The 14,966-nt window shown below is 62.3% G+C and carries 13 protein-coding genes; 8 read left to right on the forward strand and 5 right to left on the reverse strand.

All coding sequences use genetic code 11. The features are described 5' to 3' along the window. From GOEFS_RS00885 to GOEFS_RS00895, 3 genes are all read left to right on the forward strand, one after another. The coding region (locus GOEFS_RS00885; RefSeq protein ID WP_007315972.1) for a bifunctional [glutamine synthetase] adenylyltransferase/[glutamine synthetase]-adenylyl-L-tyrosine phosphorylase at positions 1-1,483 on the forward strand (1,483 nt) is incomplete at its 5' end. A gap of 31 nt (positions 1,484-1,514) precedes the next feature. Continuing rightward, positions 1,515-2,462: an endonuclease/exonuclease/phosphatase family protein gene (locus GOEFS_RS00890; RefSeq protein ID WP_007315973.1), complete on the forward strand. Its 948-nt coding sequence runs from the start codon at positions 1,515-1,517 to the stop codon at positions 2,460-2,462. Then, positions 2,459-3,079: a biliverdin-producing heme oxygenase gene (locus tag GOEFS_RS00895; RefSeq protein ID WP_007315974.1), complete on the forward strand. Its 621-nt coding sequence runs from the start codon at positions 2,459-2,461 to the stop codon at positions 3,077-3,079. The genes GOEFS_RS00890 and GOEFS_RS00895 overlap by 4 nt, the downstream gene beginning before the upstream one ends. 237 nt (positions 3,080-3,316) lie before the next feature. On the opposite strand, the gene GOEFS_RS00900 is transcribed toward GOEFS_RS00895, so the two are convergent. After that, positions 3,317-4,057 carry a TetR/AcrR family transcriptional regulator gene (locus tag GOEFS_RS00900; protein ID WP_007315975.1) on the reverse strand — a complete coding sequence of 247 codons (741 nt, stop codon included), beginning with the start codon at positions 4,055-4,057 and terminating at the stop codon, positions 3,317-3,319. 101 nt (positions 4,058-4,158) lie between these two features. On the opposite strand from GOEFS_RS00900, the gene GOEFS_RS00905 reads away from it, so the two are divergent. Genes GOEFS_RS00905 through GOEFS_RS00915 form a run of 3 tightly spaced genes read left to right on the forward strand, consistent with a single transcriptional unit; the run spans position 4,159 to position 8,384 of the window. Further along, positions 4,159-5,730, forward strand: coding sequence for an MFS transporter (locus GOEFS_RS00905; RefSeq protein WP_007315976.1), 1,572 nt, complete (start codon positions 4,159-4,161; stop codon positions 5,728-5,730). 27 nt (positions 5,731-5,757) lie between these two features. Beyond that, on the forward strand, positions 5,758-6,714 hold the full coding sequence (locus GOEFS_RS00910) for a cyclase family protein (protein WP_007315977.1): 957 nt from the start codon (positions 5,758-5,760) through the stop codon (positions 6,712-6,714). Next, on the forward strand, positions 6,711-8,384 hold the full coding sequence (locus GOEFS_RS00915) for a class I adenylate-forming enzyme family protein (protein ID WP_007315978.1): 1,674 nt from the start codon (positions 6,711-6,713) through the stop codon (positions 8,382-8,384). Before GOEFS_RS00910 ends, GOEFS_RS00915 begins: the two co-directional genes overlap by 4 nt. Before the next feature lie 57 nt (positions 8,385-8,441). On the opposite strand, the gene GOEFS_RS00920 is transcribed toward GOEFS_RS00915, so the two are convergent. Next, positions 8,442-9,323, reverse strand: coding sequence for a TetR family transcriptional regulator (locus tag GOEFS_RS00920; protein ID WP_007315979.1), 882 nt, complete (start codon positions 9,321-9,323; stop codon positions 8,442-8,444). Positions 9,324-9,452: 129 nt separating this feature from the next. Between GOEFS_RS00920 and GOEFS_RS00925 the strand changes: the two genes are divergently transcribed. Then, positions 9,453-11,051: a class I adenylate-forming enzyme family protein gene (locus tag GOEFS_RS00925; RefSeq protein ID WP_040524206.1), complete on the forward strand. Its 1,599-nt coding sequence runs from the start codon at positions 9,453-9,455 to the stop codon at positions 11,049-11,051. A 123-nt stretch (positions 11,052-11,174) separates the two neighbouring features. Here the strand turns inward: GOEFS_RS00925 and GOEFS_RS00930 are convergent, their stop codons facing one another. Continuing rightward, complete coding sequence (locus tag GOEFS_RS00930; RefSeq protein ID WP_170323117.1) at positions 11,175-11,732, reverse strand: FKBP-type peptidyl-prolyl cis-trans isomerase; 558 nt, start codon at positions 11,730-11,732, stop codon at positions 11,175-11,177. A gap of 212 nt (positions 11,733-11,944) precedes the next feature. Beyond that, positions 11,945-13,378, reverse strand: coding sequence for a type I glutamate--ammonia ligase (gene glnA / locus GOEFS_RS00935; protein ID WP_007315982.1), 1,434 nt, complete (start codon positions 13,376-13,378; stop codon positions 11,945-11,947). 319 nt (positions 13,379-13,697) lie between these two features. Between glnA and GOEFS_RS00940 the strand changes: the two genes are divergently transcribed. Continuing rightward, positions 13,698-14,207 (forward strand): RDD family protein, encoded by a 510-nt coding sequence (locus tag GOEFS_RS00940; RefSeq protein ID WP_007315983.1) that lies wholly within the window; start codon positions 13,698-13,700, stop codon positions 14,205-14,207. 10 nt (positions 14,208-14,217) lie between these two features. Here the strand turns inward: GOEFS_RS00940 and GOEFS_RS00945 are convergent, their stop codons facing one another. Then, positions 14,218-14,889, reverse strand: a complete 672-nt coding sequence (locus GOEFS_RS00945; protein WP_007315984.1) for a TetR/AcrR family transcriptional regulator — start codon at positions 14,887-14,889, stop codon at positions 14,218-14,220. Positions 14,890-14,966 lie beyond the last annotated feature (77 nt).

Raw genomic sequence — 14,966 nt, forward strand, 5'->3', positions numbered from 1 at the left:
GTCCGATGAGTCGGCCGAGCGACGACTGTCAGCACTCGGGTATGGGCAACCGCAACGGGCGCTGAGTCATATCCGCGCGCTCGCAAGTGCGCCGGGACGGCGGGGGCAGATCCAGTTACTGATCCTGCCGTCGCTGCTGGAATGGATCGGACGAACCCCCGACCCCGACGCTGGACTCCTCAACTACCGCAGGCTGTGTGACGAGCTGGTCGGCGCCGAATGGTTCCTGCGTCTGCTGCGTGACGACGGGGTAGTGGCCGAGCGGCTGATGAAAGTCCTTGGTACGTCTGCCTATATCGCGGAATTGCTGATGCGGTCGCCCGAGGCGATCCAGTTGTATTCGGACGGGTCGGATGGACCGAAACTCGTTTCCGTCGACATCAACGACGTGGCCAGCGGTCTTGTCGCATCGACGGTTCGCAGGCAGGATCTCAAACAGGCTGTGGCCGTTGCGCGTTCGCACCGTCGGGCGGAGCTGGCGCGGATCGCATCGGCGGATGTACTTGGCATGATGGATGTGCCGCAGGTGTGCGCGGCATTGTCGAGTGTGTGGGCCGCGGTCCTCAATGCCGCACTGACCGTTGTCATTTCCGAATCCGAACGGGAACGCGGTACTGCGGCACCCGCCCGCATCGCGGTTATCGGGATGGGGCGACTCGGCGGCGGTGAACTCGGATACGGCTCCGACGCCGACGTGCTCTTCGTCTGTGATCCAGTCGAGGGTGCCGACGAGGCCGACGCCGTCAAATGGTCTCAGGTCATCGCCGAACGCGTACGGACCATGCTCGGCTCGCCCAGTACTGACCCGCCGCTCGAGGTTGACACCGGCCTTCGCCCGGAAGGCCGCAACGGTCCAGTCGTGCGCACCCTCGCGGCCTACGCGGCCTACTACGACCAGTGGGCACAACCGTGGGAGATTCAAGCGCTCCTGCGTGCCCATCAAGTCGCCGGTGACAACGACCTGGGCATCGAATTTCTTCTGATGGCCGACCGCATTCGATATCCGAAGGGTGGCGTATCGAATGACGCGGTGAAGGAGATTCGTCGGATTAAGGCCCGCGTCGACGCTGAACGACTTCCGCGAGGCGCGGACCCCGCGTTGCACACCAAACTTGGGCGCGGTGGGCTTGCCGACGTCGAATGGACCGTCCAGCTCGTGCAATTGCGCTACGCGCACGAGTATCAGTCATTGCACAATACGTCGACGCTGCAGTCACTCGATGCCATCGCGGCCGAGGGGTTGTTGGCCGTCGACGATGTAGCCCTCCTCAAGGAAGCGTGGCTGACCGCGACTCAGGCCCGCAACGCGTTGGTTCTGGTGCGCGGCAAGCCGATTGACGAATTACCCGGACCGGGTGGCGCGCTGCGTCCGGTCGCGTATGCTGCGGGTTGGCCAGACGATGAGGCCGCGGAGTTCTTGGAGAATTATCTACGTGTCACCCGACGCGCCAAGGCCGTCGTCACCAAAGTATTCGGAGCGTAATTCCAGGCGCGTGGTGCGAGGAACGACACATATGCCTAAAGTGCTGCGTCTTGCGGCGATTCTCTGCGGGTGGGCGCTGGTTGCGGCGATGCTCGTTGCGATCTGGCTCCACTATTACCCGTCGCGTGGTGATCTGACGTTGTACCTGACCAGCTCGGTGCCGTTCATGGTGCTGCTGGGCGTGGTGGCGGTCGTCCTCTTCTGCTCGACGCGGGCTTGGCTCGCGCTTATCCCGACGGTCGCGGTGATCGGCGGACTGCTGTGGACGCAGCTTCCTCTGTGGCGAGCGCAGACCGCACCCACCGCGCACGAATTCACGGTAGCGTCGGCAAATCTACTGTTCGGGCAGGCGGATGTCGGCGACGTGCTGGAACAGGTGCGATCGCGTGACGTTGATCTGTTGAGCGTGCAGGAGATGACCCCGGAGTCGTTGCAGAGATTGCGGAGCGGTGGCATCGAAAAGGAGTTGCCGCATAGTTATGTGATGGCCGGGCCGGTTGCGGCAGGAACGGGCATTTTCAGTCGTCACCCGTTGAGTGAGATGCGCAAGGTCGATACCATGATTCTAGGCAATTTGATTGCGCGCGTTGAACTTCCAGGCGTCGGTCCGACATGGTTCGCGGCCGTGCACCCGGTTGCGCCGTTGCATGGCGTGACACCGACATGGAATTTCGAACTCGACGAATTGGCCAATGTTTTGCACGCACTGCCCGGTCCGCGGGCAATCGCCGCGGGCGACTTCAACGCGACGTGGGATCACGTCGCATTCCGCGACATCGTGTCCCAGGGCTACGCGGACGCGACTGAACAGGCCGGCGCCGGACTGGTACTGACCTATCCGACCGACAGATGGCAGAATCGGCCGTTCATCGCGATCGACCACGTCATTTCGCGCGGGTTCGTCGCGGATGACATTGTGAGTTTCGACATCAACGGATCTGATCACCGCGGGGTGGTCGCTAGGCTGGGAACATCATGACTACAGCAACCGCGGTTTCTGACCGACTGAGGCAGGCTACGTCGGAAGCTCACGAGAATGCAGAGCGGTCGGCGTTTGTCGAGGCGTTGATGACGGGCGAACTCGACGTCGACGCCTACGGGCGACTGGCGGCGCAGTTGTACTACGTGTACCAAGCGCTGGAACAGGCCGGCGACTGCCTGCGCGACGATCCGATCGCGGGCGTTGTCCACGACGAGAAGCTTCGTCGATTGCCTTCTCTCGCATCGGATTTGGTGGCACTCGGCGTCGACCACGCCGCGGTCGAGCCACTGCCCGCGACGGTTGCGTATGGCGACGCGATCACTGCCAGCGTCGAGGTTCCGGTGCACTACGTCGCACATCACTACACGCGGTATCTGGGTGATCTTTCCGGTGGCCAGGTCGTCGCGCACCGCCTGCGGGAGCACTATGCCGTCGGCGATGACGCACTGTCGTTCTACCGGTTCGCCGGCATCGACAAGCTCAAGCGGTACAAGGATGCCTACCGTGATCGGCTCGACGGTTTGTCATTGGACGAAGCGGATATGGAGCGTCTGACCACCGAGGCAGTGCGGGCATTCGAGTTCAATTCGGCGTTGTTCGCCGAGTTGCGATAGTTCATCTCGATCTGGCCGAGACCCTGCTGGTCGAGTGCCAGGTGATCACCGATGGCCGAGGTGGCTTTCACGTGCTGGTCGAGTGCCCGGCGAGGCGTTAGCCGAGTCGGGTGTATCGAGACCCTGCTGACCCGATCGCATTGTTAGGCAACGGCATTCGTCTTGCGTGGTCTCGATACGGGCGCGTCTCGCTGCGCTCGGCGGGCCCACTCGACCAGCCGAGGGCTGATGGTGTAGCTACCCCGCCTGCTCGATCCGAACGCCGATTCCGTCGAAGATCACCTCGAGCCCGAAGGCCAACTCCTCGCTGTAGAAATCGTCGGTATCGTCGTGAAGCACCTGACTCCGCACCGCCGAACACAGGCGAGGGAAGCGTTCTTCATCGATGACTTGCCCCAGCACGACGCCGTATTGGTCAGCGCCGGAAGCTGATTCGGTGTCGAGTGCACCCAGTTCACTCGACATGCGCACGTGGTTGCGAACGAATCCGTCGACCAGAAGTAGCGACGACAATTTCGCCTGGCTCGTTAGCGCGGTCTTGTCGAATGCGGTAATGCCGGCTTCGGTCCAGGACAACGTGTTTGGGCCAGCAGGAGGGCGGCGCATGGGAATCGCGGTGAGCCACGGTCGTTTTCGGAGTTGTGCCGCGATCGCATGTGCCCATGCGGCAAGCCGTTCGCGCCAGCTCCCATGCGCGGTAAGGTCAGCGGCGGGCCGTCCGTACGCCACGTCGAGCATGATCTCGTAGATATCCTCCTTGGCTTCGACGTAGCGGTAGAGCGACATTGTCGTCACCTCCAACCGCTGCGCGATCGCCTTCATCGATACCGCGTCGAATCCCTCGGCATCGGCGACCGCCACTGCCGCTTCTCCGATGTCGGTGATGGTCAGTTTGGGTTTGGGGCCGCGTCGCGCACCGTCGTCGAGACCCCACATCAGTTGCAGGTAGCGCGGCAGATTGCTGGGTTGGCCGGTCATCTCGTCATGCTATCTCAATTACTGCTTGTGTCGTACACAGTACCCGAGTAGCATCTGTGTTTGACATAAACAGTATGCGAGATAAACAGAATGGAAACCCGATGACACAGGCACGTTCCCCCTGGATTGCGATGGTGGCTTTATGTCTGCCGATGCTGATCGTCTCGATGGATGTCTCGGTCTTGTTCTTCGCGGCGCCGTTCATAGCCGACGACCTGCAGGCGACACCCGAGCAGCAGCTGTGGATCTTCGACGTCTACGGCTTTGTGCTCGCGGGCCTGCTGTTGACAATGGGGTCGCTGGCGGACCGCATTGGGCATCGTCGACTCCTGATGATCGGGGCGGTGGCGTTCAGTGCCGCATCGCTATGTGCGGCATTCGCCGTCTCCGCGGAGATGCTGATTGCGGCGCGGGCGTTGTTGGCCGTTGGCGGCGCCACGCTTATGCCCTCGACCCTCGCATTGATCAAGTTCGTCTTCGACGACCCCGCCGCCCGCGCGAAGGCTGTTGCGATCTGGAGTGCGGTTCTCACCGGCGGTGTTGCCCTCGGGCCAATAATCAGCGGTCTGCTGCTCGAACATTTCTGGTGGGGATCAGTGTTCTTGATCAATGTGCCGGTTATGGTCGCGCTCCTGGTTGTAGCGCCAATGCTGTTGCCGAACAACACTTCTGACTCGAATCGTCGAGTCGATGTGGTCAGTGCACTGCTCGCCCTCGGGGCGATCCTGCCGCTCATCGAAGGCATCAAGAAGCTCGCGGCCGACGGCTGGTCGGTCTCGTGGATCGGGCTAATTGTTGCAGGAATTGTCGTCGGTGCCGTATTCGTCTGGCGGCAGCGGCATCTCGCGCAGCCGCTGGTCGATTTGACGATGTTTCGCGATCGCCGATTCTCCGCATCGATCTGGATCAATGTCATTGGTATGTTCGCGATCTTGGGCAACGCGATCATCATGACGCAGTATCTGCAGTCGGTGCTTGGGTATACGCCGCTGGTCGCCGCACTGTGGAGTCTGGTTCCGTCGATTTTTGTCGGTGCTGCCGCGCCTGCCGCGGCGACGGCTGCTGTTCGCTTCGGACGACCCAGCGTGATTGTTATGGGATTGCTTTGTGCCGCTGCGGGTTTCGTGGTGTTGGCGACGCTGACGACCACGGACTCGCTGATATCGGTGCTGATCGGTGCGACGCTGCTCGCGGCTGGCACGGTCGCTCTAGCGTCGGTGATCGCGGACTACGTAGTTGGGGTTTCGCCAGCCGACCGGGCCGGCGCGACGTCGAGTCTGCTGGAGACGTCGAGCGAATTCGGTGGGGCGCTGGGTATCGCTGTCCTCGGCAGCGTAGTTAACGTGGTATTCCGCCTGTCCTTCGATGACCCGACGTTTTCGGGAACACCTGCGGGACAGAGCCTTTCGGGCGCCATCGGAGCGGCGCACGAACTTCCCGCGGGCCAGGCGCAAGCATTGATCGCCGCCGCGCGTGAGGCATTCGTCTCGGGGCTGTCTGCGGCGGCGTGGGTGGGTGCCGGAGTGCTGGTGGTGACGGCAGTGATTGCCGCATGGGCGTTGCGGAGCTCGACCACGGGCGTCGGTGTGGCATCGACGCGGAATGTGGGGGTTGACAAATTCCCGGGCGAGAGTGACCCTAGTCACGTTGAACAGACTGAACGCTCGTTCTGAGTGTTCAGAAATGAGAAAGGTTCCCCGATGACTGACGCTCCTGCGTTAACCGAACTACTCGCCGATTCCCCGACCAACTGGGGTAAATGGGGGCCCGACGACGAAGTCGGCAGTCTCAACTATCTCACCGCTGAACAGGTTTTGGCTGGAGCCGCACAAATTAAGAAGGGCGAATTATTCACCCTGCAACGTCTCATCGGCGACCCCAACGGCGACCCGGTCTGGCCGGGTCGCAGCCCGGCAACCCGCGAGATGATTCTCGACGAGTCCCACTGGGATGAGGGAGGGGACGGTCCCGCGTTCCCCGGCGGCTTGCACTACGCCGACGACAAGCTCTACGCATTCCTTCAGGGCTCAACGCAATACGACGCTCTCGGCCACGTGTGGTACGGCGGCAAGATCTGGAATGGCTTCGATGCTCGGACCACGGTCGGTGGGTTGTCGAAGGCGAGCGTCGCGCCCATCGCCGAGCGGGGCGTCGCCGGCCGTGCCGTCCTGCTGGATATGGCCCGCTACCGTGGCAAGGACTACCTCGATCCCTACGAGACCTATACGCACGATGACCTCGTCGCGTGTGCTGAGCAACAGGGGACGCCTATTCAGAAGCGCGACATCCTGGTGATCCGTACCAACCATCTCCAACTCTTCTTCGAGAAGGGTGACGGCTTCTACGAGGACTTCTGCGAGTCAGGCTTGGTCTACTCACCCGAACTCGTGCAATGGTTTCAGGAAATGGAGATACCGAATCTGGTCACCGACACCATCGCCAACGAAGTCACCTTCGATCCGCATAACGGTGTCGCGCTGGTGTTGCACAACGCACTGATGCGCAACCTCGGTATCGCATTCACGGAAATCTGCGACTTGGAGAAATTGGCCGCCGACTGCGCTGCCGACAGCACCTACAACTTCTTCTACGTCGCGGCGCCCCTGAAGATCAACGAGGCGACCGGATCGCCGGTCAATCCGGTGGCCATCAAGTGAGCGCATATGCCGACCGACCGTGGCTCGCGCGGTACGCGCAAGGTCGCCCGTCAGATCTCGTCGAAGAGTTCGGCAACGCTCTCGAACTCTTCCGGGCGGCGGTTTCAGCCAGTGCGGAAGAACCGGCCATCAAGTATTTCGACGGCGTGCTCACCTACGGCGCACTCGACGATGCTTCCGACGCCCTGGCGAATCACCTTGTCGCTGAAGGATTCTCGCCGGGCGATCGGCTCGCGATCTATGTTCAGAACAACCCGTCATTCGTCATCGGGCTAATTGGCGCGTGGAAGGCTGGCGGCGCGGCGGTCCTGGTCAACCCGATGAACAAGGCACGCGAACTGAGCTATCTGCTCGATGACTCCGGGGCGGTCGCGCTGCTCACCCTTGACTCGCTCTACGACGAGGTAGCGCGGGACGTGCTGGCGTCGGGTTCCGCGGTGCGGACGGTATTCACCACCTCCGCACTCGACGGCCAGACGCGCGATGACGCACGGTTGTTCAGCGACGTCGAACGCATCACGCCGATCGGTACTATCTCGCTCGCCGAAGTCATCGAAAACCATGACGGCACAAAGCCTTCGGTCGTCAAGCTGTCGCCCGACGATATCGCTGTGCTTACCTACACGTCGGGTACGACGGGGCAGCCGAAGGGAGCGATGAATACTCATCGCAACCTCACCTTCAACGCGCAGGCCTACCGCGACTGGATCGGTCTGAACTCCGACGACGTGGTGCTCGGTGTAGCCCCGCTGTTCCACATAACCGGGCTTGTGGGTCATGTGATGATCGCTCTGCTGTTGCACGCGCCTTTGGTGCTGGCGCACCGATTCCATCCCGAGGTCGTCGTGGAGGCGATCCGGGAACATCGGCCGACATTTACCGTGGGGGCGATCACCGCCTATATCGCGATGGCCGATTCCGGTGGCGCACAGGAGGATGACTTCAGTTCGCTCCGCGCGCTGTATTCCGGTGGCGCGCCGATCGCACCGGCCGTCGCCGATCGGCTCGAAGGTATCTTCGGCGCCTATATCCACAACATCTACGGTCTCACCGAAACCAACTCGCCGTCACATGCGGTCCCTTTCGGGGTCAGGGCACCAGTCGATGCCGCATCAGGCGCGCTGTCGGTTGGGGTGCCGGTGTTCAATACCGTGGTTCGGGTTATCGACGATAACGGCGACGAAGTACCGGTCGGTGACGTCGGCGAGTTCGCGACGTCGGGTCCGCAGGTGGTGTCGGGCTACTGGAATAAGCCGACAGCCACTGCGGAATCGATTCCCGGCGGCGAATTGCGTACGGGCGATGTGGGATTCATGGATTCCGACGGCTGGTTCTACCTGGTCGACCGCAAGAAGGACATGATTAACGCATCGGGTTATAAGGTGTGGCCACGTGAGGTTGAGGACGTACTTTACGGGCATCCGGCGATCGCCGAAGCAGCGGTGATCGGTGTCGCCGATGAGTATCGCGGGGAGACGGTGAAGGCATTCGTGTCGCTCCAACCAGGAAAGTCAGCGACCGCCGACGATTTGGTCGAGTTCTGCAAGACGCGGATGGCGGCATACAAGTATCCGCGCGTGATCGACATCATCGAATCCCTTCCGAAGACGGCGACCGGCAAGATTCTGCGCCGGACGCTGCGCGATCAAGAGGCGTCGCAGCGTGTGTGACGCGGAGTTCTTCGCCCAGTTCGCAGCGGGCCGCGACGGCACGCGATGGTGGAGACGTTAATTCTTCTCGCGCGCCAAGTTGATGGCGAACCGTGCGTACCGAGCTGCTACTCGTTCAGGATCGGTTGTCGGCGAATCCCATTGGCACACACTGAAACATAGCGACAGAATGGCGAGCGCCGCAGCGCCGGGGTCGTCGGCGGTCAATGATCCGTCGGCGACTCCGGCGTCAATCTCGTTCTGCAGCAACATGATCAGTTCAGTGGTGAACGTCTGCACGCGGCTGTCGTCGGGGGCTTCGACGTTGCGTGTCTCGTTAACTACGATGCGGGCCAGGTCGCGTCGTACCGTTGCGAACAATACGATCGCCGTGCACAGATTGCGCAGTCGCGCAACTGGATCGGTGCCGTCGATGCGAGCAGGTGGTAGGTGCGCGCCGAGTTCGGCGATGGCGAGGTCGAAGCCGGCGACGAGCAGACTTTGTTTGCTCGCGTAGTGGTGGTAGACGCCGGGCACGCTGATCCCGGCCTCGGCGGCGATGGTTCGCATCGTCGCACCGTGATAGCCGGTGCGTACGAAACATGCGATGGCGGCGGCTAGTACGGGATCGAGGTGTTTGTCGGGGTAGACGCGCCAATCGAATTCCGCGCGCTCGGGGGAGTGGGCCGGAGGTGCCGCGTTCGACAATAATTCGACGGTGGTGCCTAGTTCGGCGACGATGAGTTCCAGGCGTTGGGTCGACGCCGGGGTTTTTCCGGTCTCGATGGCGCTCATCGTGCCAGCGCTTACTCCGATGCGACGTGCCAACTCACGCAACGAAATTCCAGCCAATTCGCGCGCCGGTCGGATCATGTTCTGCGGGGCGATCGATGGATCGGCATCCGAGCGCACGGCGTCAGAACCCAACTGGGCCTGGTGTGCGGTGGACTGGTCCGACATGCACTCCACGCTAGGGCATATGTCCTCCGAAATCTGGTCTCGACACCGCGACGCTCACTGATTCGGGTGGTCAACACGCATCCAACGAGGGTGCCCAGACGTGGAGTGACGCAGACTACAATCGCGGTCATGGCTGGTGGATCGCCCGACGTTGACTTTCGACCCCCGACCGCGTTAGCGATGTTCGAGGCGGCACTGGCCAGCGGAGCCGACCGCCCGCTCATCAAGTACTTCGATGGTGTGCTAACGATGCGCGACGTGGACGAACGCGCCAACGCCTTGGCAAACTTGCTGACGGCCAACGGGTTTCGGTTCGGCGATCGCTTCGCGCTATTCACGCAGAATAATCCCGCGTTCGTTATCGGACTCGTGGCGGCGTGGAAAGTCGGCGGGGTCGCTGTGCCGATCAACCCGATGTACACCGCGCGAGAGCTGACCTTTGCCCTGATCGATACCGGAGCGCGGGCGTTGCTGTCGCTGGATACGTTGTACGACGACGTGGCTCGCGGCGTCGTCGAATCGGGGGAGTCTGACGTCGAAGTGGTGGTGACCACGTCGGCTGACGACTGGCGCGCCCCGCGAAACCGGCTGGCCGTAGGTCGTGCGGGCCACCGAATCGCCGAACTGCCCGTCGGGCCGCGCGTCGGCACCGGCCAGCTCACCCCAACCGATGCGGCGCTGCTGATGTATACCTCCGGTACCACCGGCATTCCGAAGGCGACTATTAATACTCACTCGAATGTGACCGCCGGGGCGGAGACCTATCGTCGGTGGATGGAGCTCACGGCCGACGATGTCGTGCTTGGGCTTACGCCTGTTTTCCATATCACCGGACTCATCGGACATGTTGCGGTCGCTCTTCGGCTCGGGGCGCCACTTGTGTTGGCGCACCGGTTCACCCCCGCGGGGATGCTCGACGCGATCCGAACGCACCGGCCGACTTTCGTCATCGGCACGATCAGCGCGTTGGTCTCACTGGTTGATGAATCTTCCTCTGCTGAGGATTTCGTTTCGATCCGCCGACTCGGTTCGGGCGGAGCTGCTATCTCGCCGGCACTCGCGGACAAGATCGAGAAGGCAATGGGTTTGCCACTCACAGTGGTCTACGGATTGACCGAGACGACATCGCCGGCGCTCGCCGCGCCAATGGATCGGCCAACGGCGGTCGACGTCGAGTCAGGTGCGCTGTCGATCGGAATGCCGGTGTACGACACCGTGGTTCGAGTGGTCGACGACGCGGGCGAAGATGTTCGTGCTGGCGAGGTCGGCGAGTTTGCGATCTCGGGGCCACAGGTAGCCGCCGGATACTGGGGACAGGATGACGCCACCGCACAATTCTTCCCGGGTGGCGAATTGCGTACCGGCGACATCGGATTCGTCGATGCCGACGGCTGGGCTTTTCTGCTCGACCGAAAGAAGGACATGATCACCTCGGCCGGCTACAAAGTGTGGCCGCGGGAGGTGGAGGATGTGCTCTATCGCCATCCCGACGTCGCCGAAGTAGCCGTCGTCGGTGTGCCCGACGAGGTTCGAGGCGAGTCGGTGACGGCGTTCGTCGCGTTGGAGCCCGGGCGCACAGCCGACGTGGACGCCCTGATGGCGTATGCGCGCGAGCAGTTGGCCGCTTACAAGCGTCCGCGCCGGATAGTGCTGACCGATGCGCTGCCCAAGACGACGTCGGGCAAAATCCTACGAAGGGCGTTGCGCGACAACGGGTCTGGTGACTAGCGCGACTGTGGCTGTGGCCCGCCTCGTCCGCAAACCCGACCTGAGCGGACAATCCCGACCCACAATGTGGGTCGGGATTGTCGCCGTGAATCGGGTTTGCGATGCGGGGAGTCGCCGCTGTGGCTACGACGCCGACAGGATCTTGATCGCGAAGATCAGGGTGTCGCCAGCTTCGATCCCGGCATCGGGCATGCCGGTGGTGTAACCGTCGGCCGGTGCGACCGCTACCGCAACCGTCGAGCCGACCTTTTGTCCCGCAATGGCTTTGGTGAATCCGGGGATGACACCGTCGAGTGGGAAGTCAGCCGGTTCGCCGCGCTGATACGCACTGTCGAAGACCTTGCCGTCACGCCCATTGACGCCTTCGTAGCAGACCTTGACGGTCGCGGTCGCCGGGACCACGGCACCACTGCCGGCGGTCAGCGTCTGAACCTGAGTGGTCGCGACCGAGAACGGTGAGGTAACGGTGACCTTGGGGGCGGCGGTATCGGTCGAGCCGGTGACCGCGACCTTTCCGCTGGTGCCGTCGAAGGTCCACTGCGGCGCTACGTCAGCGGCCGGAGCTGCGGTCGGGCAGGCGGTGGCCACCGCGTCGGTGGTGGTGGCGCCGGGCTCAGTTGGCGCGCTGTCGGTGGTGGACACCGCCGTCGAGTCGTCAGAACCGCACGCCGACAGCAGCAAAACGCCAGCGGCCAACGGGGCAGCGAACAGGAGGGGGAGTCGACGGGAGAAGGTCATGCAGCAAACCTACAGGGTGTGCGCCGACGGCCAGCAAGGTAGTCGGGGCAGAACAATCGCAGGTCGGCCCGCCGCGCACGGCAATCCGATGAGGCAAAGAAAATGCAACCGCCCGCCCACGGATCGTGGACGGGCGGTTGCCAAGTGCTGATCGATCAGCAGTCGTAGTACAGCGAGAACTCGTAGGGGTGCGGACGGATCTGCACCGGCTCGATCTCATTCTCACGCTTGTGCGCGATCCAGGTCTCGATGAGGTCTTCGGTGAACACGCCACCGGTGGTGAGGTAGTCGTGATCCTCTTCGAGCTTGTCGATGACGGCGGCCAGCGACGTCGGAGCCTGAGGAATGGACTTGGCCTCCTCCGGCGGGAGCTCGTAGAGATCCTTGTCGACGGGCTCGTGCGGCTCGATCTTGTTCTTGATGCCGTCCAGGCCAGCCATCATCATGGCGGCGAAGGCCAGGTACGGGTTACCCGAGCTATCCGGGCAACGGAACTCGAGGCGCTTGGCCTTCGGGTTGTTACCGGTGATCGGGATACGCACACATGCCGAGCGGTTGCGCTGGCTGTAGACCAGGTTGATCGGAGCCTCGTAGCCCGGCACCAGGCGCTTGTAGGAGTTGACGGTCGGGTTGGTGAACGCCAGCAGCGACGGCGCGTGGTGCAGAATGCCGCCGATGTAGTAGCGAGCCAGATCCGACAGACCCGCGTAGCCGGCCTCGTCGTGGAACAGCGGCTTGCCGTCTTTCCACAGCGACTGGTGGGCGTGCATACCCGAGCCGTTGTCCCCGAACAGCGGCTTCGGCATGAAGGTGACCGACTTGCCGTTCTGCCACGCGGTGTTCTTGATGATGTACTTGAACAGCATCACATCGTCGGCGGCGTGCAGCAGAGTGTTGAACTTGTAGTTGATCTCGGCCTGACCGGCGGTACCGACCTCGTGATGCCCGCGCTCAAGCGTGAAGCCTGCAGAGGTGAGGTTGGTCGACATCTCATCGCGCAGGTCGACGTAGTGGTCATAAGGCGCGACCGGGAAGTAGCCACCCTTGGGGCGAACCTTGTAACCCAGGTTGGGGCTGCCGTTGGGATCGGTCGGTGCGCCGGTGTTCCACCAGCCCGACTCGGACTCGACCTCGTAGTGCGTTCCGTTCATCTCTGAGCTGAACGACACCGAGTCGAAAATGTAAAACTCGGCTTCGGCGCCGAAGAAGCAGGTGTCGGCGATACCGGTGGAGGCCAGGTAGTCCTCGGCCTTGCGGGCGACGTTACGCGGGTCGCGGCTGTATGCCTCGCGCGTGAACGGGTCGTGGACGAAGAAGCTGACGTTCATCGTCTTCGCCTTGCGGAATGGGTCGATGCGCGCGGTTGCCGGATCGGGCAGGAGCATCATGTCCGACTCGTCGATCGACTGGAAGCCGCGGACCGACGAACCATCGAAGGCCAGGCCATCCTCGAAGACGCTCTCGTCGAACGCCTCGGCCGGGATGGAGAAGTGCTGCATTACACCGGGCAGGTCGCAGAATCGGATGTCGACGTACTCGACACCTTCCTTCTTGATGCCCTCGAGTAGTTCTTCCTTGCTGCTGTACACCGTTCGGTGACTCCTTAACTATCGGGTCGCCAGGTGATCCTGGCGCGCACACCCGCTACGGATCGTCGTGCAGCGGATCACAGCGAAAACCGTATGGAGGTGAGGTTGCCCAGGTGCTAAGCCTATGTTTCCCCTGTGTTACGCGATCCCTCGAAAACTCGGTCGTCGTGCACCTTCACTATTCCCGATGCGGCGTTTACCGTCACCTTGAGCCGGAATATGTCCGATTTTGATCGGTGCCTAACATGGACGCTATGACCGCACGTGCCCAGCTGAGAATCCGCGTCGCCGTTTCGGTGCTGACGTCGGGGGTGAAGTGATGGGTCGCACCATCGGATCGTGGTTGTCGGGAACGCAGATCGGCAACAATCCCAACAATGAGTTTCCCGGCCAGGACCTGGGCTTATCGCGTAACGGTGCGGGCTCGCTCGCCTCAGGCTGGACCCGTTGCTGGGGACTCCTGGTGGACTGGTTGATGGCGTACGGAATCGCGCTGATCTTCGTGCGTGAGGACACATTTGCCGAGACAATTCGACATGCAGGAACGCCGCAATTGGCGGTATGGTTCGTCGTTGGTGTGTTCACCATCACACTATTCGGTTTCACGCCGGGACAGTTTGTAGCGGGGTTGCGAGTGGTCCGGGTGGACTACGGTCCCGACCTCACGATGTCAATCGCATCGGGTGAGAAGGCCGTCGCGGTGGGGTTTGTGCGCGCACTCGCGCGCCAAGCGCTGATAGTCGCGATTGTTCCGGCTCTGTTGAACGACTACAACGGACGCGCATTGCACGACCGTGCCACCGGTACCGCGGTAGTAAAAAGTCGGTAGACCCAGCTACCTACTCGACCGACGACGGAGCCTCGGTCAACGCGTGCATTAATCGCATCGCCGCGCGCAGTGCGTCGACGGCGGGTTGAACCGACACCCTCGGATCCACCGCGCGCTGAATTCCGAGTCCGATGCCGGTGCTGAGTAGTAGATCGGCCAGATCCGGGAGCGTCGGCAACGCCGCATCGTCATCTACGAACTGAGTTTCGGCATCGGCGGGCGGTGCCAGCAATTCGTTGAACAGCGGCTCCAACATCTCCACAACCATCGCGTTCGCCCGTTCGCGCAGCCCGACGATCATCGCGTTGAGCTTTCGATCATGGCGAGAGAGCACCACGAACTCCAACTCAAGCATCGTCCAGCCGATGTCACCCGCAGTAGCTTCGACCCACGCGCCGATCGCGTCGACGCGTTCATCGACGTCGTCGAAGGTCATAGCGGCCGCGGTCAACGCGGCGAGTTCGCCGATCTTGTCCCGGTGGATCTCTTCCAAGACCGCGCCGCAGAGTGTCGGCTTGTCCTTGAAGTTGGAGTACACCGCTCCTTTGGAGTAGCCCGCGGTGGCTGCGATGCCATCGAGGCTGGTCGCGGCGTATCCGGCCGTCAAGAACTGCTCTCGGGCGACTGAGAGTAATTCAGTCCGGGTGCGGGCCTGCTGTTCGGCGCGGGTGAGGCGAACCATGGCCAGAGTGTACGACGAAATACCTCCGGTATTGACATACCCGCGGTATCTGAACCATGCTGGCCGGGTAACTGTCA

Origin of the sequence: Gordonia effusa NBRC 100432, from assembly GCF_000241305.1 — a bacterium.
Taxonomy (GTDB): domain Bacteria; phylum Actinomycetota; class Actinomycetes; order Mycobacteriales; family Mycobacteriaceae; genus Gordonia; species Gordonia effusa.